The organism is Streptomyces sp. NPDC058796, assembly GCF_042745235.1.
Classification (GTDB): Bacteria; Actinomycetota; Actinomycetes; order Streptomycetales; family Streptomycetaceae; genus Streptomyces.
Window position 1 is genome coordinate 245,564 of sequence record NZ_JBHYOP010000003.1, and the last position, 18,018, is coordinate 263,581.

The window sequence follows — 18,018 nt, forward strand, 5'->3', positions numbered from 1 at the left end:
CCTGGAAGGACCTTCACCAGCAATGACCGACGAGAACACCCCTGTGACGACGCCCGAGGGTGACGCCCTCGCCATGCGTGTCGAGCCCGTCGGGCTCGAGACGGAGATGCAGCGCTCGTACCTCGACTACGCGATGTCCGTCATCGTCTCGCGTGCGCTGCCCGACGTCCGCGACGGCCTCAAGCCCGTGCACCGGCGCGTGCTGTACGCGATGTACGACGGCGGCTACCGGCCCGAGCGCGGCTTCTACAAGTGCGCCCGCGTCGTCGGCGACGTCATGGGCAACTACCACCCGCACGGCGACTCCTCCATCTACGACGCCCTGGTCCGCCTCGCCCAGCCCTGGTCGATGCGGATGCCGCTCGTCGACTCCAACGGCAACTTCGGGTCGCCGGGCAACGACCCGGCGGCGGCCATGCGCTACACCGAGTGCAAGATGGCGCCGCTGTCGATGGAGATGGTCCGCGACATCGACGAGGAGACCGTCGACTTCACGGACAACTACGACGGCCGCTCCCAGGAGCCGACGGTCCTGCCGGCCCGCTTCCCGAACCTGCTGATCAACGGCTCGGCGGGCATCGCGGTCGGCATGGCGACCAACATCCCGCCGCACAACCTGCGCGAGGTCGCGGCCGGCGCCCAGTGGTACCTGGAGAACTACGAGGCCTCCCACGAGGAGCTGCTGGACGCGCTGCTGGAGCGCATCAAGGGCCCCGACTTCCCGACCGGCGCCCTGGTGGTGGGCCGCAAGGGCATCGAGGAGGCCTACCGCACCGGGCGCGGTTCGATCACGATGCGCGCGGTCGTCGAGGTCGAGGAGATCCAGAACCGCCAGTGCCTGGTGGTCACGGAGCTGCCCTACCAGGTCAACCCGGACAACCTCGCGCAGAAGATCGCCGACCTGGTGAAGGACGGCAAGATCGGCGGCATCGCGGACGTCCGCGACGAGACGTCCTCGCGCACCGGCCAGCGCCTGGTGATCGTCCTCAAGCGGGACGCGGTCGCGAAGGTCGTGCTGAACAACCTGTACAAGCACACCGACCTGCAGACCAACTTCGGCGCCAACATGCTGGCCCTGGTCGACGGTGTGCCGCGCACCCTCTCCCTGGACGCGTTCATCCGCCACTGGGTGAACCACCAGATCGAGGTCATCGTCCGGCGGACGAAGTTCCGCCTGCGCAAGGCCGAGGAGCGGGCGCACATCCTGCGCGGTCTGCTGAAGGCACTGGACGCCATCGACGAGGTCATCGCGCTGATCCGGCGCAGCGACACCGTCGAGATCGCCCGCGGCGGCCTGATGGACCTCCTGGTGATCGACGAGATCCAGGCCAACGCGATCCTGGAGATGCAGCTGCGCCGCCTGGCGGCCCTGGAGCGGCAGAAGATCGTCCAGGAGCACGACGAGCTCCAGGCGAAGATCAACGAGTACAACGAGATCCTGGCCTCCCCGGTCCGTCAGCGCGGCATCGTCAGCGCGGAACTGACGGCGCTGGTCGAGAAGTACGGCGACGACCGCAAGACGAAGCTGATCCCCTACGAGGGCGACATGTCCATCGAGGACCTGATCGCCGAGGAGGACATCGTCGTCACGGTCACCCGGGGCGGCTACATCAAGCGCACCAAGACCGACGACTACCGCGCCCAGAAGCGTGGCGGCAAGGGCGTGCGCGGCACGAAGCTCAAGGAAGACGACATCGTCAACCACTTCTTCGTGTCCACCACGCACCACTGGCTGCTGTTCTTCACCAACAAGGGCCGGGTCTACCGGGCGAAGGCCTACGAGCTGCCCGACGCCGGCCGGGACGCGCGCGGTCAGCACGTGGCGAACCTGCTGGCCTTCCAGCCGGACGAGTCCATCGCCGAGATCCTGGCGATCCGCGACTACGAGGCGGTGCCCTACCTGGTCCTGGCCACCAAGGCGGGCCTGGTGAAGAAGACGCCGCTGAAGGACTACGACTCGCCGCGCTCGGGTGGTGTCATCGCGATCAACCTGCGTGAGCAGGCGGACGGCAGCGACGACGAACTGATCGGAGCGGAACTCGTCTCGGCCGATGACGATCTGCTGCTGATCAGCAAGAAGGCGCAGTCGATCCGGTTCACCGCCTCGGACGACACGCTGCGTCCGATGGGCCGTGCCACCTCGGGCGTCAAGGGCATGAGTTTCCGCGAAGGGGACGAACTGCTCTCGATGAATGTTGTTCGAGCCGGTACGTTCGTGTTCACTGCCACCGACGGCGGTTACGCGAAGCGGACCTCCGTCGACGAGTACCGCGTCCAGGGCCGCGGCGGCCTGGGCATCAAGGCTGCCAAGATCGTCGAGGACCGCGGGTCGCTCGTGGGCGCGCTGGTGGTCGAGGAGCACGACGAGATCCTCGCCATCACACTCTCGGGCGGTGTGATTCGTACGCGAGTCAGCGGGGTCAGGGAGACGGGCCGTGACACCATGGGCGTCCAACTGATCAATCTGGGCAAGCGCGATGCCGTGGTCGGCATCGCACGCAACGCCGAGGCGGGACGCGAGGCGGAGGAGGTCGACGGCGACGTGGTCGTCGACGAGACCGCCGAGGGTGCCGCGACCACCGGCACGGACGAGGGTGAGGCGCCCTCGGCCGAGTAGCACGAGGAGAGAGTCATCGTGAGCGGAGCCACGGGCGCCGGATCGGCCGGTACCTCCAGGGGTACGGAAACGGACGGGGGCGGCCGTGGCTCCGCCACGCGTGCGGCGGATCCGCACACGACTCAACTGCGCAAGATCGAAGACGGAGCGACCGACTCGCACTCGGGCAGCTCGTCCAAGACGCATTCCCAGGGGGGAACTGTGACGGACACCCGGGGCCAGCAGACCCAGCAGGCGGCCTCGCCGCTGCCGGGGGAACGGCAGCCCCAGCAGCCCGGCGGCCCGTACCACCCGCCGCAGGCCTACCAGACCCAGGGCGGCAACGCCGCCGCCGTGCGCCGCCCGCGCACCGGCGCCCGCACCACGCCCCGCGTCCGCAAGGCGCGCCTGCGCGTGGCCAAGGCGGACCCGTGGTCGGTGATGAAGGTCAGCTTCCTGCTCTCCATCGCGCTCGGCATCTGCACGATCGTCGCGTCCGCCGTGCTGTGGATGGTCATGGACGCCATGGGCGTCTTCTCGACCGTCGGCGGCACGATCTCCGAGGCGACCGGCTCCAACGAGTCCAACGGCTTCGACCTGCAGTCCTTCCTGTCGCTGCCCAACGTGCTGCTGTTCACGACGGTCATCGCGGTCATCGACGTCGTCCTCGCCACCGCCCTGGCCACGCTCGGCGCGTTCATCTACAACCTGTCGGCCGGCTTCGTGGGCGGTGTGGAGCTGACGCTCGCCGAGGACGAGTGATCGTCGCCCACCGGCCCCGCGCCAACCGATTTTGGGACTGCCCGCCTCGTGCGCTAATCTTCAGGAGTCAGCGCGCGGGACACACACCGCAGAGCGCGGCGGGGCTATAGCTCAGTTGGTTAGAGCGCATCCCTGATAAGGATGAGGCCACAGGTTCAAATCCTGTTAGCCCCACCAGCACAAAGACCCCCAGCCGGATTCGGCTGGGGGTCTTCTGCGTGCGGACCCGGCCGTCGGCGACGGGGGATGCGCCGACGGCCGGGCTGTGGGTCAGGCTAACAAGGGCGGCCGGGGCGCGGGAAGGATTCACCGCTCGCACGGTGGTTCGTACGAGAGGCGGGGCAGGTACTCGTGCCACTTCTCCTCGGTCAGCACGCCCCGGGTCGCCGAGCAGATGCGGTCGATGGCGTCGTCCACATCCAGGTTCCACAGGCGGACGCTGTCCGTGCCGCTCGACACCCCGAGCATGTGACGCACCGGGCTGAAGGACAGGAAGCCGCCCGTCTTGGCGTTGGGGCTCATCGCCTCCCCGATCGGAGCGGCTTCGGCGGGTGAGCCGGTGTCCCAGAGGCGGACCGTGTTGTCGTTGGCGCCGCTGGCCAGGGTGGCGCCGTCCCGGCTGAACGTCAGCGTCACCACCGAGTCGGTGTGACCGGTCAGCGGCTCGCCGGCCGGCGCGGGGCGGTTCGGGTCGGTGACGCCCCAGAGGCGGACCGTGCCGTCGTCGCTGCCGCTGGCCAGCGTGTGGCCGTCCGGGCTGTAGGCGAGGGTGTTGACGGGGCCGAGGTGGTCCGTCAGGGGCGCGCCGAGGCCGGTGGCGTGCGCGGCGTCGGTGACGTCCCACAGCCGGACGGTGTCGTCCGCGCCGCCGCTGGCCAGCGTGCGGCCGTCCGGGCTGAAGACCAGGGTGTTGACGTAGCCGGTGTGGCCGGTGAGCGGCTCGCCGCGCGGGCGGGGCCGGGACGGGTCCTCCGTGTTCCACAGCTGGATGCTGCGGTCGTCCTGAGCGGTGGCGACAGTACGGCCGTCCGGGCTGAAGGCCAGGGTGTCGGGGCCCGCGTAACGGGTGCGCAGCACGACCGGGGGGCCGTGGGCGGTGGGCCGGGACGGTGCGGTGACGTCCCACAGCTGCATGGCGCGGCTGCCCGTCAGCACGGCGAGGGTGCCGCCGTCCGGGGAGAACACCAGGGAGCGGATGTCGCCCTCGCCCGGTCTGAAGGGCTCGCTCACGGGCACGGGCCGGGCGGGATCGCTGACGTCCCACAGCCGGACCCGCCCGTCGCGGGCGGCGGTGGCCAGCACGTGTCCGTCCGGGCGGAACGCCGCGATGCGGCCGATCATGTCCGAGGTGGGCAGGGACCACAGGCGGACCTTGCTGTCGCCGCTGCCGGTGGCAAGGGTGTGGCCGTCCGGGCTGAATCCGAGGGCGTACATCTCCCCGCTGCTGCCCGCCAGCGGCACGCCGATCTGCGAGGGATAGGCCGGGTCGCTGACGTTCCACAGGCTCGCCGTGCTGTCCGCGCTGCTCGCGGCGAGCATGTCGCCGTCGGGGCTGAAGGCCACGGACCAGACGGGCCCGGTGTGCCCGGTCAGCGGTGAGCCGATGCGCGCCGCGTCGTGCGGGTCGGTGACGTCCCACAGCCGTAGGGTGTCGTCCGCGCTGCCGCTGGCGAGGGTCCTGCCGTCGGGGCTGAAGGCAACGGAGTGGATCAGACCGGAGTGCCCGGTCAGCGGCGAGCCGATCCGGGACGCTTCGTGCGGGTCGGCGACGTCCCACAGGTGGACCGTCTCGTCGTCGCCGCCGGCCGCCAGCGTCCGCCCGTCGGGGCTGAACGCCACCGAACGCACCGCCGCTCCGGCCCCCGTCAGGGTGTCCAGTGCCCCGGGCCGGCCCGGGTCGGTCACGTCCCACAGCCGTACGGCGTGGTCGTCGTGGGCGGAGGCGAGGGTGCGCCCGTCCGGGCTGAAGGCGAGCAGGTAGACGGTGCCGCCGTGGCCGGGCAGCGGCTCGCCGAGCGGGCGCGGGTCGCCCGGGTCCGACACGTCCCACAGCCGGATCGTGCCGTCGTCCGAGGCGCTGGCCAGCGTGCGGCCGTCCGGGCTGAACACCGCGGTGCTCACCCAGCTGGTGTGACCGGTGAGGGGCTTGCCCAGGGGTTCGGGGCGGGCGGGGTCGGTCACGTCCCACAGCCGTACGGTGCGGTCGTAGCTGGCCGTCGCCAGGGTGCGGCCGTCCGGGCTGAAGGACGTCAGGTAGACGGCGCCGGTGTGGCCGAGGAGCGGTGTGGCCAGGGGTGCGTTCACGATCGATATCAGGCGGTTGCGCACGTCCGCGTCGTCCGGACGCAGGCGGTGGGCCGCCAGGTCGAGCTGGGCCGACAGCGACGGGTCCGTGTACTGGACGCGGTCCGCCTCGGCGACCACCTGCTCGAACACCGCGTCGTTGCGCTGCTGCCAGGCGAGCACCGCCGAACCGACCGCGAGCAGCGCCAGGACGACCAGGGACGACACCGCGGCACGTCTGATCACGACGGTGCGTCTGCGCAGCCTGACCGCGGCGGCCAGGAAGTCCACCGCGCCGCGGGTCAGGAAGGTGCCGTCGGCGGACTCCGCCCAGCCGCGGGCCTGTTCGAGCCGGGAACCCCGGTAGAGCAGGGAGGTGTCGCGGTCCGACTCCTCCCAGGCTCGGCCGTCCTCCTCCAGCCGCTGCCGCAGCAGGTTCCCGGCCCGGTCCTCGTCGATCCAGTCGCGCAGGCGCGGCCAGGCGTGCAGCAGCGCCTCGTGGGTGATCTCCACGGTGTCGGCGTCGAGGGTCACCAGCCGGGCGCGGACCAGCGCCTCCAGGGACTCCTCGGTCTTGCCGGGGTCCCGGGACTCCTCCGCCAGCCGGCGCCGGGTGCCCCGCCTGCGGGTTGCCTGGGTGTCCTCGCTCACCCGGACCAGCCGGAGCAGCAGCAGCCGCGCGGCCGTGCGGGCCGCCGGGTCCAGGTCCGACCAGGCCCGCTCGGCGGTCGCCGCCACCGCCCCCTGGATGCCGCCGGCCGCGCGGTAGCCCGCCAGCGTCAGCCGGCCCGCCTTGCGGCGCTGCCAGGTGGCGAGCAGGGCGTGGGACAGCAGCGGCAGCACGCCCGCGTCGTGCGCGCCGCCCGGGCCGTCGGTGCCGACCTCCCGGGCGATCAGCTCGGCCAGTCCCGGTTCGAGCTCCATGCCCACGGCCCTGGCCGGGCCGGTCACCGCCTCGCGCAGTTCCGCGGTGGTCAGCGGTCCGAGCACCATGTGCCGGTGCTGCAGCGCGTCGGCCAGCTCCGGGTGGCGCAGGCAGCGCTCGTAGAAGTCGGCGCGCACGCCGAGGACGACCAGCACGGGGGCCGGGTCGTCCGGGCCGCCGGGCGTGCAGGCGGCCTGGAGGATCCGGATGAACGCGCGCCGCTCCCACTCGTCGGCGCAGAGGGTGAAGACCTCCTCGAACTGGTCCACGATCAGGACGGGGCGCGCCGGATCGGCCGGGCGGCCCTGTCTGGCCGGGCGGACCGGGCGGGCTGGACTTGCCGACACATCTGAGGCATCTGAGGCATCTGAGGAGACCGAAGACGCCGATGCTGGCGAGGTGCTTGAGGTGTCCGATGCGGTCGAGGTAGGTGAGGCAGGGGAGGAGGTCCCCGAGGTGGTCGGTGTGCTTGAGGTGCCTGGCGTGGTGGTGGCCGCCGATGTGCCCGACGTGGTCGGCCGCTCCGCCGCCTCCGGCCCGTCGCAGGCGGCCCAGGCCGCGAAGGCCTTCCGGGTCGCACGCGCGAACCCCGGGTCACCCGGTTCCGTCGGCCGCGCCCGGTCGGCGGCGGCCACGGACGCGAGACCGGGTATGCGGCGGCACAGTTCCCCCAGCGGACCGGCTCCCGGCACGAGCTGGACCACCTCCCTCGGCGGTCCCGTGTTGCCGTCCGGCCCGCCGTCGCGCAGCGCGGGCACCAGGCCCGCGTTGAGGAGGGAGGACTTCCCCGCCCCCGAGGCGCCCACGAGCATCACCAGGCCGCCGGTGTCCTCGGCCGCGCGGAGCTGGGCGACGAGGGCGGCCGTGCTCCGCTCCCGCCCGAAGAACCAGCCGGCGTCCTGCTGCCGGTAGGCGGCCAGCCCCCGGTAGGGGCAGACGCCGCCCGCGGCCCGGTCGGGTGCGGCACCCTCCTCGTCGCCCGTGGCCGGCGCCGGGCGCTCACCGGTCGGGTCGGTCACCGCCCGCTCCCACAGCCGCTGCCACTGGGCCAGGTCGTACAGGCCCGCGGCGACCGGCTCGGGCCGCGCGCGCCGTGCCTGGGGGATGAGGACGTGCAGTACCGCGGCGAGGGCGGGGAACTGGGCGGGGACGTTCTTGGCCCGCCGCCAGTCGCTGATCCGCTGGGCGGAGACCCGTACGGGCCGCCCCCGTTCGTCGACGCGCTGGAGCCGGACGACCGCTTCGGAGACGCGTTTGAGAGGAGGGTTGCCGGCCTCCCGGTACAGCAGTGCGAGACGTTCGGCGAAGGCCGTGCGTGCCCCTGAGTCGAAACTCAAGGCCTCCACTCCTTACTTCCCCCGCACCTGGACGTCCGGACCGGAAAACTCACTCTATACGCCTGACCTGCGGCTACGTCAGTGTTATGACGCCGTGGCCTCCTCGCGGGCGACCGCAGCTGGCAGGATCGCGTCGCGGTGCCGAGTCGGCCGGCCGGCACCCGGACAGGTCAGCGGCCCGGTGTCCCCGAAAGCCGCCCCGTGAGGCCGCACGTTCTCGGTCAGCTTTCGACGACCCAGCCCTTCCCGTTCCGGTACGGCGCGTCCAGCACGCCGCCGGCATGGTTGGGCACCGGTCCCCACGAGGGGAGGGACCGGTGCCGAAGCATGCCGGTGGTGGCGGAGTCCCGGGGCGGCGGTCGGTCCTCGGCGGACGCCTCGTACCCGGTCCGCCGCCAAGTCATGGCGCAGCCCGGTTCCTGCTCCGCCCATCAGGTGGTTCCTGAGGTAGTGGTCAGCGCGCCGGGGGCGGATTCAGCGGGCCGGTCCGCGGGCAGGGACGTCGTGTTGGCCGCGACCGCCGGTCGCGCTTCCGACTGCCGCTGGAGGGCGTATGAGGATTTCCGTCGATCCCGAGCAGTGCTACGGCTCCGGCGACTGCGTCCACCGGGCCCCGTCCGTGTTCACGCGGGTGGACGGCCTGGGCGCCGTGATACCCGGGCGGGAGCACGCCCTGGACGTGCCACGGGTGCGGGAGGCGGTCGAGGGGTGCCCGGCCGCCGCGATCACCGTCACGCGGGAGCAGTGATCATCCGCGGCGGACCGGACGGCGTCGTCCCGCGGACGCTGGTCACCCTCGGCAGCCGCTACGTGCGCGGCGCCCCCGGCACGGTCGGGAAGGCGGCGCTCGCCGTGCGTCTGCTCGATCCGCACCTGCGCGAGCACCCGCGCCGCAGAGTCGTCCAGGTGCGTTCCGGCGACCGGTTCGCCGTGGACACGCGGGACCTGATCCAGCGGTACCTCTACCTCTTCGGTGTCTGGGAGCCGCACCTGACGGCCTGGCTGCGGCGCCGGCTGCGGCCCGGGGACGGCTTCGTCGACGTCGGGGCCAACATCGGCGTCTTCAGCGTCCTCGCGTCGCGGCTCGTCGGCGACACGGGCCGGGTCGTCGCGATCGAGGCCTCCCCCCGCTTCCACCGGCGGCTGGTGCAGCACGCCCGGCTGAACGCCTGCCAGAACCTCCGGGCGGTCAACGCCGCCGTCTCCGACGGCCACAAGACGCTCACCTTCGTCCTCGCCAGTTCGCGCAACATGGGCGCGAACAGCATCGTCCCGTACGACGGCCCGGCGGAGTCCACGTTCGAGACCGAGGCCCGCCCGCTGCCGGAGCTGCTCGATCCGGCGGAGATCGCGAGCGCCCGGGTGATCAAGATCGACGTCGAGGGAGCGGAGGGCGGTGTCGTGCGCGGGCTGGCGCCGATGCTGGGGGCCCTGCGGCCCGACGCGGAGATCAGTGTCGAGGTGGCCCCCGAGCGCATGGCCCGCCTCGGCGACTCCATCGGTGAACTGATGGCGGTGATGAGCGACGCCGGCTTCCACGCCTACCGGCTGGCCAACGACTACACGCCCGGGAGCTACCCCGCTGCGCGCGGCGACGCGCTGGGCGTCCCGGTGCGTCTGCGGGGGCCCGTGACCGAGGAGAGCGACCTGATCTTCTCCCGGGTCGACGCGGAGACGCTCCGCTGATTCAGGGCCGCCCCCCTGCCGCCCACGGGCGGTCGTCGGCCGGGGAACGCCACCCCAGGGACGCCAGTGCCCGCGCCCTGGCCTCGACCACCGCCATCCGGGCGTCCCGCTCGCCGGGGTCCACATGGGCCGCCTGGCCGGTGACCTGCCCCGGCCACTTGCGGTAGAGGAGCCCCACCTCCTGGGAGAACCACCCCCGGCTCACGCAGTTGAGGGCCAGCAGCAGGCCGGTGTCCTCGGAGGCCGGCAGGGCCATCCAGCCGCCGAGCGCGAGCAGCAGGTCCCGCCGCACCAGGAGCGTCGCCGGGTGGACCTGGGCGCGGTAGCCGTTCGCCTTCCAGAAGTCGAGCACCTGGCCGCGCTCGATCGGCCCGTGCGCCGGATCGCCCGGGAAGCCGGCCGTCGACCCGTCGGGCAGCAGGTCCAGCGCCCGCGACGTGGCCCACCCGAGCGCCGGGTCGGCCTCCAGGGCGGCCACGTCGCGGGCCAGGGCACCCGGCGGGAGCTGGTCGTCGGCGTCCAGGGTCTTCACGTACTCGCCGTCCGCGTGGGACAGGGCGAGGGTGCGGGTCACGCCGGGGCCGCCCTGCACGCCGGTCCTGCCCTGCCGGAAGACGACGCGCGGGTCGTCGGGCACGTGGGGGCGTACGTTGTCGGTCCGCCCGTCCTCCTGGATCACCCAGCGCCACTCCCACCCCTCGGGCAACTCCTGTGCGCACAGGGAACGGTGGGCCTCGGGCAGAAAGGGCGCCGAGGGCCCGTGGACGGCGGTGACGATGATGACGCGCCGGTCCACGGCGGCACTCACCACCTTTCCAGACGAGTGGTGAACAGCAGTTCCGCGCGGTCGCCGGGCAGGGGGGCGTCGGAGACGTCCACCACGCGGCCGCCGGTGTCGTACGAGGTCTTGTGGAGCGGGATCACCGAGCTGCCCGGCGGCAGGTCCGGGGCCGTGGCCTCAGGTGGAACGGGGCGGACTCGGCCGAGCGGCGCGTGCGGTAGCCGCACCGCAGCAGCACGGTGCCCTCGGGAACCCCGAAGGCCCCGGCCGGCTCGGCGCTCGCCGCGGCCTCCTGGTACTCCGCGTGGAAGACGAGGCCGCCGGGGTGCAGGGCGGTGGCGCGCTCGGTGGCGCCGGTGGCGGCCCGGTTGGCGCGGGGTGTGCGGGGGCGGCGCGCGAAGGTGCCGCGGCCGTGGTGCTTGTCGATCAGGCCCTCGTCGTTCAGCAGCCGCTGAGCGTTCTGCACGGTGGGCGCGCTGCGTCCGTGGTGCCGGGCGAGGTCCGCCGCCGACGGCGGGCGGTCGCCGGGTTCGCGCTCCCCCTCGAGGATGGAGCGGCGGAGGTCGTCCGCGATGACTTCGTACGCCTTGGGCACTGGCACTCACCGGTTCCGGGTGCGGGGTCGTGACGGTGTCCGTGATCCTGGTCGCGGTCCCGATGGGCACAGCGTACGACTCCTCAAGAGGTCTTGATGACCTGGTCCCCGGGGACGTGCGACATGGCGGCGGCCCGGCTGCTCTTTCGAGCGGCCGGGCCGTTTCTGGCGTGTGGTGCGGTACGCAGATCGCCGGTTGTGTCTGATGGGGTACGACGGGTCCGGCTCAGCGCTGCAGCGGCGCGGTGTGCTGGGCGGCCGGGTGCTGGGTCTGGGACTCGGCGGTGTCGTCGCACAGGAGGTCGGTGGCGGTGGCGACGGTTCCGGTGGCCGGGCGGTGCCGGCAGTTGGGGGCCTTGCCGTGGGCCTCGGCGCGGATGCGCTGTTTCATCGTGGGGGGCAGGGAGCCGGTGCGGGCCCGGGGCCGTGGGATCGCCACCGTGGGTGCCGTCTCGGGGGAGGCGCTCTCCGTGTTGCTGTGCGTGCCGCCCTGCGGTACGGCGGCCGAGGCGGTCGTCGTGATCAGTCCGAGCGCCGTGCACAGCGCGAGGAAGGCGGTGACGATGGTGGTCCACAGCGTCATGACCTTGTTCCGGGCCATAACCCCTCACTTTCGGGTTGGGCGATTTGCGTACTTTCCTCATGATGTGTATGAGCGTCGCGAAGTGGTGGACCGACGCCCGTGGCGCGGCGATGTTCAGATGAACACCACCCGGATGGACGCAAGTAGCCAGAAAACGTGCGGAGACGGGAGGGAACCGGGCGAAATGACGCACCGTGAGGGCGTGATCACCCTCCGGCCGGGCCGGCCCCGGCCTCTTCTACGAGGCTCCGACGCCCGGAAGTTGGCCGCCGACGCAGGTAACCGATCGGTATCGGCCGGTGTGTATAGTCGGGCGCCAGAAGTCCCCTACGTCAAGGAAAGACGAGGTCGCGCGGTGAAGAAGCTTCTCCTGGTCGCACTGGCCGCCATCGGCGGGCTCCTCGTGTACCGCCAGATCCAGGCGGATCGCGCCGAGCAGGATCTGTGGACGGAGGCGACTGACTCCGTGCCCACGGGTTCGTGAGTACGAGCGACATCCGGTTCTGAAACCCGGTTCCGAGCAGAGCCCGGCCGTCTTGCGGTCGGGGTTTTGTGTTGCCCGGATTCCCGGTGAATTCCCGCCGGGGGCGCGGGAGTACGGGTTCGCGCGGCAGGATGGGCCACGGTCCGGTCCGGAACGGCGGCGACAACGCCGGTGAGCGCGGGGGTGGCGGGTGAGGGGACGGCGATGCGGTGAACGGCGGCGCGCCGGGGCGGGACGTGCGCGGCCGGCGGGGCTGACCGCCGTACGTACCGCGACCGCCTCCCTCACCACGGCCGCCGCACTGGTCACGACTGCCGCACTGATCACGGTCGCCGCGCTCCCCGGCGGCGCGGCTCTCGCGGCCGGTGCGCCCGCCGGCTACGCCTTCGCCGACGACGCCCGGCGGATCGACGGCGCGACCAGCACCTCGGGCGCCGCACCGCTGGAACCCGGAGCCACCTACCGCAGCTCCCTCCCGAGGAACGGCACCCTCTACTACCGGCTGGAACTCGACGCCGCCTCCGACGCCCACGTCGCCGTCACCGCCGTACCCGGCGCGGCCGGCAAGGTCACCGCCGTCGACGGTGTCCGGGTCTCCGTGCAGGACGCCGACGGCGCCGCCTGCTCCTCGGACAGCGCGACCTTCGGCGCGGCCCGCAGCCCCCGGCCGGTCACCGCCTGGGGACTGCGCGAGATCGGCCCCGGCGGGTCCCGGTGCCAGGACCCGGGCACGTACTACGTCACGGTCGAGCGGACCCGGCCCGAGGACTCCCCGCCGGGCGCCTGGGACCTGGAACTCACGGCCGTCACCGAACCCCGCCCGGAGCAGACCGGCGAGACCACCGCACCCGAGTCCTGGGACTCGGCCTCACCCGAGCCCCCCACCGGCGCACCGGAGCGCCGTCCGGGCGGCAGCGGCTTCGCCCACGCCACCCCGGTCGGACAGGGAACCTGGCGCGACGACATCCGCCCCGGACAGACCCTCTTCTACAAGGTGCCCCTCGACTGGGGCCGCCAGGTGTACGCCACCGCCGAACTCGGCGGCTCCGGCGACCGCTCCGGCTACGCCACCAGCGCCCTGCGCCTGGCCCTGCACAACCCGGTGCGCGGTGAGGTCGACGACGCCGCCAAGGGCTACACCGGCCGGCAGACCACGGTCGGTCTGTCCCCCTTGCCGCCGGTCGACTACGCCAACCGGTACGACACCGACGGCCAGGTCGCCGCGATGCGATTCGCCGGCGACTACTACCTCGTGGTGCACCTGGCCGCCCAGGCCACCGGCGACTTCGGCGAGGGCCCCTTCGGACTGACGCTGCGCGTACGGCTCGGAGGAGCGTCGCAGGCCGGTCCCGACTACGCCGGGGAGTCCAGGCCGGAGGGCGTCTTCGAGGTCTCGGCGGCGGACCGGGCGGCCGTACCGGAGGCGTCCGGGGACACGGACGGCCTCGCCCTGAAGGCGGTCGCCGTGGGCGGCATCGGCACGGGCAGCGTGCTGCTCCTCGGCCTGGGCGTGTGGACGGCGGCGGCCCGCCGGTCCCGCGGAGCCTAGGCGGCCGGGTCAGAGCCGGGCCAGGGCCCAGAAGCCCACGGCATAGCAGACCAGCGCCAGCAGCACGACCGGAACCGCCACGCGGGCCGGCGGCCCGGGACGGCGCCGCCGCCGGGACACCCGCCGCCGCGACGGTGCGGGGACAGGGGCGGTCACCGGTGCGGCCAGCGGTGGTGGTGCCGCCGGCCCTGGTCCCTGCGGGCTCCGCGCGGTGTACGCGGCGGTGGCGGTGTCCGCGTCCTGCTGCCGCGCGGACGGGGACGGGGACGGGGACGGCAGGGGCCGGGCGGCGAGCGGCGGCCCGTAGTACGGGGACTGGCCCTCCGGGCTGCCCGAGTGGGCGCCGGGCGCGGACGCGGACGTGTCGGGCGGCTGCGGGGGCGGCAGACGGAAACTGCCCGTCTCCGACATGGCGGCCGGAGGATTCGCCTCAGTGCCCGGCGCCACGGCCGAAACGGGCGCCGACGGTGGGGGGTTGCCCGGATGCGACCGCGGACCGTTCGAGGACTCGGGCGCCCGGTCCGTGGACGGTGGGGTGGTGTCGGCAGGGGCCGGGGCACCGTTCGGGGCCGGGTGCGGGCCGGCGGGGAACGCCGGTACGGACGGGGGCGCCGGTGCGGGGCTCGCGGCGAGCCGGGTGCCCCGGCTGCCGGGAGGTGTCGGCGTGGGATCCAGGCCCGATGCCCGTTCGAGGGGACCGTCGGGCGTGAACCCCTCGGGCAGCGGGCCGACTTGGTCGAATATCTCGATCAGCTCGTCGTCGGGGCCGGGCTCCGGCAGCAGCTCCGTCGCCGCGGCCAGCGCCTTGCGCGCCCCCGTAGCCGTACGGAACCGCGCCGCCGGATCGGGCTGCACCAGCGCCGCCACGACCTGCCACAGCGGCTCGGGCACCCCCTGCGGCGCGGGCGGCGTTCCGTGCTCGGCGAAGTACCGCACCAGCGCCTTGGCGTCCGGCTTGGCCCCCTCCAGCAGATACAGCGCGACCAGGCCCACGGCGAACAGGTCCGCCGGGAAGTCCGGTTCCGCGCCCATCATCTGCTCCGGCGCGAGGTAACCCGGCGTCCCCACCACGAGGTTGGTCTCCGTCAGCCGCGGCTCGCCCAGCCGCATCGCGATGCCGAAGTCGGACAGCCGCAGCCGCGGCCGGCCCGTCCCGGTCGCCTCCATCAGCAGGTTGGCGGGCTTGATGTCCCGGTGCACCACGCCCTCCGCGTGCACCGCGGCCAGACCCGACAAGAGCTGGTCGAGCAGGGTGCACACATAGGCCGGTGGCAGGGGACCGTAGTCCCCGACCAGATGGACCAGCGAACCACCCGCCACCAGATCCATGGTGAACAGGACCTGGTCGTCGTCGGCGGCCCAGCTCGCGGGCGCGAGCACGTGGGGATGATCGATCCGCAGCGCCTGCTCGCGCACGAACCGCAGCAGCGCGTGCGCGTCCCGCTGCTGGAGCACCTTGGCGGCGACATAGCGCCGGCGCCGGTGGTCCCAGGCGCGCCAGACCGCGCCCACCCCGCCCCGGCCGACCGGATCGACCAGCTCGTAGCGCCCCGCGAAGACCTCACCCATGGCCGTGCGCCCGCTCCTCACCTGGACCTGTCGCGCCCCACCTCCCGCGGTCCGGCCGCCGCACCCCCCGGCGGCGGCCGGAGCGGGATCAGTTCTGGTGGGACTGGTAGTGCGCGACCGCGTCCGAGGTGCGGCCGGCGCCGTACACCCGCAGGAACTCCGCCAGCTCCGGGTGGGTCGGGGAAAGCGCGTCCGCCGCCTCGATGATGTCCCCGGCCGCCGACACCGAGCGCAGCAGCGACTGGATCTCCCGGACCACCCGCTTGACCGTCGGCGCCCCCGAACCGCTGGTCGTCTGCGTGGTGTTGCTGAGCACCGAGCCCCCCTGCGACTTCTTGATCTCGTCCATGCGCTCCGTCGCCTCGGCCGCGCTCACGCTGCCGTCCGCGACCTGCCCCGCCAGATCCTGCAGCAGCTGCACCCGCTGGACCACCGCCGGATTGCCGATCTTCGCCCGCTGGCCGCTCATCAGCTGCGACAGCATCGGCGCGGACAGTCCCAGCACCCCCGCGAGACGTGCCTGGTTGAGACCAAGATCGTCGATGAGCCTACGGAAGAGCGCCCCCAACGGCTCCCCGTACCAGTTCCGCTGCAGTTCCCGCGCTCTTGCGGTGGCTTCCTGCTGTGCGGCGTCCATTGCGTCTCCCCATCGCTTCCCCAAAAACCGCAGTTCGCTCCAGCGAACCACGCCGAGCATCTTACGGAGCGTGGTCGTTCCCCGGGAGTCCCAATCATTTGTGAGATACGGGGGACGACCCGGTACTCTTGTCCACGGCACCCGCCGGTACGCGATCCACCCGGCCAAGCCGCTTCAGGGGCCTTAGCTCAGTTGGTAGAGCGCTGTCTTTGCATGGCAGATGTCAGGGGTTCGACTCCCCTAGGCTCCACACGTGAGAGAGGCCCCCCGGCCTGCGAGAACGCCAGACCGGGGGGCCTCTTCGTATGCCACGGGACCCGGCGGCACCACGACCCGCCCCCCGCAGAACGCCGCCCGCGCCCTCACAACACCGGCCCACGAACGGCGCCAGACCCCCGACAGCAGGCCCGCCGAGCACAACGGCCGCGCTGTCTGCTCTTGATATCGTCACCCCACAGGGCACCAGCGCCACACCCCTGCGGGGCGGTGCCACGTGACTCATCGCCGTCGCAGCCGTCCGGTCGCTGCCGACGATGTGGAAGGGGTAGACCATGCGGGCGAAGGTACGGGCCGCTCTCGACGCGCTCTATATGAAGCGGCTGGTCAAAGAACTGGAGGGACGCCCACGCCCCCAGCACATCGGCATCATGCTCGACGGCAACCGCCGGTGGGCCAAGATGTCGGGCATCGACGACCCGCGAGAGGGCTACCGCGCCGGCGGCGCCAAGGTGCTGGACTTCCTGCGCTGGTGCGACTCCGCCAAGATCGAGCACGTCACCCTGTTCATGCTCTCCGACGACAACCTCCACCGGCCCGAGGAGCAGCTGACCCCGCTCATCGACATCATCGCCGAGGTCGTCGAACGGCTCGCCGCACCCGGCAACCCCTGGCCCGTCGAAGCGGTCGGCGCCCTCGACCTGCTGCCCGCCGAATCCGCCAGCCGCCTCAAGACCGCCACCGCCGCCACCCAGGGCCGCAAGGGCGGCACCAAGGTCGACGTCGCCGTCGGCTACGGAGGCCGCCGGGAGATCGTCGACGCCGTACGATCCGCACTGACCGAGCACAGCTCACAGGGCGGGGACATCGACGAGTTCATCGAGACCTTCACCATGGAGCACATCTCCAAGCACCTGTACTCCAAGACACGGTCCGAGTCCGACCTCATCATCCGCACCTCCGGCGAGCAGCGCCTGTCCGGCTTCCTGCTCTGGCAGTCCGCCTACGCCGAAGTCCACTTCTGCGAGACCTACTGGCCGGACTTCCGCGAGATCGACTTCCTGCGCGCCCTGCGCTCCTACTCCCTGCGCGAACGCCGCTACGGCCGCTGAGCCGCCGTTTCACGTGAAACACCGCCGCGGGGCGGGAGACCCAGAAGCCTCCCGCCCCGCGGCGATGCCGATCCAGCCCAGAACCGCCCGGCGAACGTCAGCGGGGCTCCTCGCCCTCCGCCGCATCGTCCTGCGCCTGCTTGGCCTGCACCTCGGGATCGAGAACCGCCCCACCGGTGCCGTCCACGGACGTCAGACGCCCGGACTCGGCCACCTCCGTCGCCTCCGGCGGCTCCACAAGCCAGTCCGGATTCGCCTGCTTGTCCCACCACTTCCACGCGGCGAAGGCCCCGCCGGCGACGACACCCGCCACCGCCAGCACCTTGGCGATACGCCCGGCCCGAGCCCGGCGCTGATGCCTGCGCGTCAGCTTCCGGATCTCCTTCGCCGTCACCTGACCCCGCAGCGCGGCCAACGCGGCAGCACCCCGCGCGGCGGCCTCCTCCCGCACGGGCACGGCCGCGGCCACCGCCTGATCGATCATGGGCTTGGAGTACTCGGCCGCCTGCCGGGCGGCCAGGCGTGTACGGACAGCGGCCTCCTGAGCGGCCGCGTCCACCTTCGGCGGCACATGCGTACGCGCCTGATCCAGCCGCGGCGCGACATGCACGCCGTACTGAAGACGCGCCTGGCACGCGGCCTGCGACACCTTGGGCGCCAGCCGTACGCGCGCCTCCTGTGCATAGTGAGCGGCCCTGTCCTTGGCCGTGTCGGCGTAGGGCGCCACCACTTCCGCGGCGTGCAGCACGCTGTCCTTCGCCGAACCGGTCGCGGCGCGCACGCTGTCGATGCGGGTCACGGGTTCCTCCTCCTCGGTGGCGTACGGTAATTCGACTTTCCACCCTTTTACGGATCATGCCTGCGGACGCACCGCCGGGCATGTGAGGGCGGGCATCCGGGTCA

Annotated in this window: 13 protein-coding genes, 2 tRNA genes and 1 pseudogene; 9 read left to right on the forward strand and 7 right to left on the reverse strand. The window is 72.6% G+C overall.

Going from position 1 to position 18,018, the window contains the following annotated elements; translation table 11 throughout:
* The first annotated feature begins 22 nt into the window (after positions 1–22).
* The 3 genes from gyrA to ACFW47_RS09825 all read left to right on the forward strand — a co-directional run bounded on the left by gyrA (position 23) and on the right by ACFW47_RS09825 (position 3,535).
* The gene (gene gyrA / locus ACFW47_RS09815) at positions 23–2,617 is read left to right on the forward strand and encodes a DNA gyrase subunit A (protein WP_386280113.1); all 2,595 of its coding nucleotides are present in this window, start codon (positions 23–25) and stop codon (positions 2,615–2,617) included.
* Between the two features lie 18 nt (positions 2,618–2,635).
* Complete coding sequence (locus tag ACFW47_RS09820) at positions 2,636–3,358, forward strand: DUF3566 domain-containing protein (protein WP_386280110.1); 723 nt, start codon at positions 2,636–2,638, stop codon at positions 3,356–3,358.
* Positions 3,359–3,458: 100 nt separating this feature from the next.
* A tRNA-Ile gene (locus ACFW47_RS09825) sits at positions 3,459–3,535 on the forward strand.
* A gap of 129 nt (positions 3,536–3,664) precedes the next feature.
* On the opposite strand, the gene ACFW47_RS09830 is transcribed toward ACFW47_RS09825, so the two are convergent.
* A complete protein-coding gene (locus ACFW47_RS09830) occupies positions 3,665–7,912 on the reverse strand; it encodes a hypothetical protein (RefSeq protein WP_386305424.1) in 4,248 nt (1,415 codons plus the stop codon).
* 544 nt (positions 7,913–8,456) lie between these two features.
* Here ACFW47_RS09830 and ACFW47_RS09835 point away from each other — a divergent pair.
* The gene (locus ACFW47_RS09835) at positions 8,457–8,651 is read left to right on the forward strand and encodes a ferredoxin (RefSeq protein WP_386280106.1); all 195 of its coding nucleotides are present in this window, start codon (positions 8,457–8,459) and stop codon (positions 8,649–8,651) included.
* 62 nt (positions 8,652–8,713) lie between these two features.
* Positions 8,714–9,589, forward strand: coding sequence for an FkbM family methyltransferase (locus ACFW47_RS09840; RefSeq protein ID WP_386305661.1), 876 nt, complete (start codon positions 8,714–8,716; stop codon positions 9,587–9,589).
* Position 9,590: 1 nt separating this feature from the next.
* Here ACFW47_RS09840 and ACFW47_RS09845 read toward each other — a convergent pair whose 3' ends face one another.
* The 3 genes and pseudogenes from ACFW47_RS09845 to ACFW47_RS09855 all read right to left on the reverse strand — a co-directional run bounded on the left by ACFW47_RS09845 (position 9,591) and on the right by ACFW47_RS09855 (position 11,566).
* On the reverse strand, positions 9,591–10,385 hold the full coding sequence (locus ACFW47_RS09845) for a glycosyltransferase family 2 protein (RefSeq protein ID WP_386305663.1): 795 nt from the start codon (positions 10,383–10,385) through the stop codon (positions 9,591–9,593).
* Positions 10,386–10,393: 8 nt separating this feature from the next.
* Positions 10,394–10,965 (reverse strand): annotated as a pseudogene (locus ACFW47_RS09850) (GntR family transcriptional regulator).
* A 226-nt stretch (positions 10,966–11,191) separates the two neighbouring features.
* Entirely contained in the window at positions 11,192–11,566 is a 375-nt protein-coding gene (locus tag ACFW47_RS09855; protein WP_386305426.1) for a DUF6344 domain-containing protein, read from the reverse strand.
* A 337-nt stretch (positions 11,567–11,903) separates the two neighbouring features.
* Between ACFW47_RS09855 and ACFW47_RS09860 the strand changes: the two genes are divergently transcribed.
* On the forward strand, positions 11,904–12,032 hold the full coding sequence (locus tag ACFW47_RS09860) for a DLW-39 family protein (RefSeq protein WP_003999697.1): 129 nt from the start codon (positions 11,904–11,906) through the stop codon (positions 12,030–12,032).
* 190 nt (positions 12,033–12,222) lie between these two features.
* Complete coding sequence (locus ACFW47_RS09865) at positions 12,223–13,581, forward strand: hypothetical protein (RefSeq protein ID WP_386305427.1); 1,359 nt, start codon at positions 12,223–12,225, stop codon at positions 13,579–13,581.
* A gap of 9 nt (positions 13,582–13,590) precedes the next feature.
* Here the strand turns inward: ACFW47_RS09865 and ACFW47_RS09870 are convergent, their stop codons facing one another.
* A complete protein-coding gene (locus ACFW47_RS09870; RefSeq protein WP_386305429.1) occupies positions 13,591–15,150 on the reverse strand; it encodes a protein kinase in 1,560 nt (519 codons plus the stop codon).
* Positions 15,151–15,238: 88 nt separating this feature from the next.
* Entirely contained in the window at positions 15,239–15,787 is a 549-nt protein-coding gene (locus tag ACFW47_RS09875; protein ID WP_386280099.1) for a helix-turn-helix domain-containing protein, read from the reverse strand.
* Between the two features lie 177 nt (positions 15,788–15,964).
* On the opposite strand from ACFW47_RS09875, the gene ACFW47_RS09880 reads away from it, so the two are divergent.
* A tRNA-Ala gene (locus ACFW47_RS09880) sits at positions 15,965–16,037 on the forward strand.
* A gap of 301 nt (positions 16,038–16,338) precedes the next feature.
* A complete protein-coding gene (locus tag ACFW47_RS09885) occupies positions 16,339–17,115 on the forward strand; it encodes an isoprenyl transferase (protein WP_100048609.1) in 777 nt (258 codons plus the stop codon).
* A 97-nt stretch (positions 17,116–17,212) separates the two neighbouring features.
* Here the strand turns inward: ACFW47_RS09885 and ACFW47_RS09890 are convergent, their stop codons facing one another.
* Complete coding sequence (locus ACFW47_RS09890; RefSeq protein ID WP_386305430.1) at positions 17,213–17,914, reverse strand: DUF5324 family protein; 702 nt, start codon at positions 17,912–17,914, stop codon at positions 17,213–17,215.
* Positions 17,915–18,018: the final 104 nt, after the last annotated feature.

Coding starts and splice junctions, on each gene's coding strand:
- gyrA (WP_386280113.1), top strand. CDS start 23: ATGACCGACGAGAACACCCCTGTGACGACGCCCGAGGGTGACGCCCTC.
- ACFW47_RS09835 (WP_386280106.1), top strand. CDS start 8,457: ATGAGGATTTCCGTCGATCCCGAGCAGTGCTACGGCTCCGGCGACTGC.
- ACFW47_RS09855 (WP_386305426.1), bottom strand. CDS start 11,566: ATGGCCCGGAACAAGGTCATGACGCTGTGGACCACCATCGTCACCGCC.
- ACFW47_RS09870 (WP_386305429.1), bottom strand. CDS start 15,150: ATGGGTGAGGTCTTCGCGGGGCGCTACGAGCTGGTCGATCCGGTCGGC.
- ACFW47_RS09875 (WP_386280099.1), bottom strand. CDS start 15,787: ATGGACGCCGCACAGCAGGAAGCCACCGCAAGAGCGCGGGAACTGCAG.
- ACFW47_RS09885 (WP_100048609.1), top strand. CDS start 16,339: ATGCGGGCGAAGGTACGGGCCGCTCTCGACGCGCTCTATATGAAGCGG.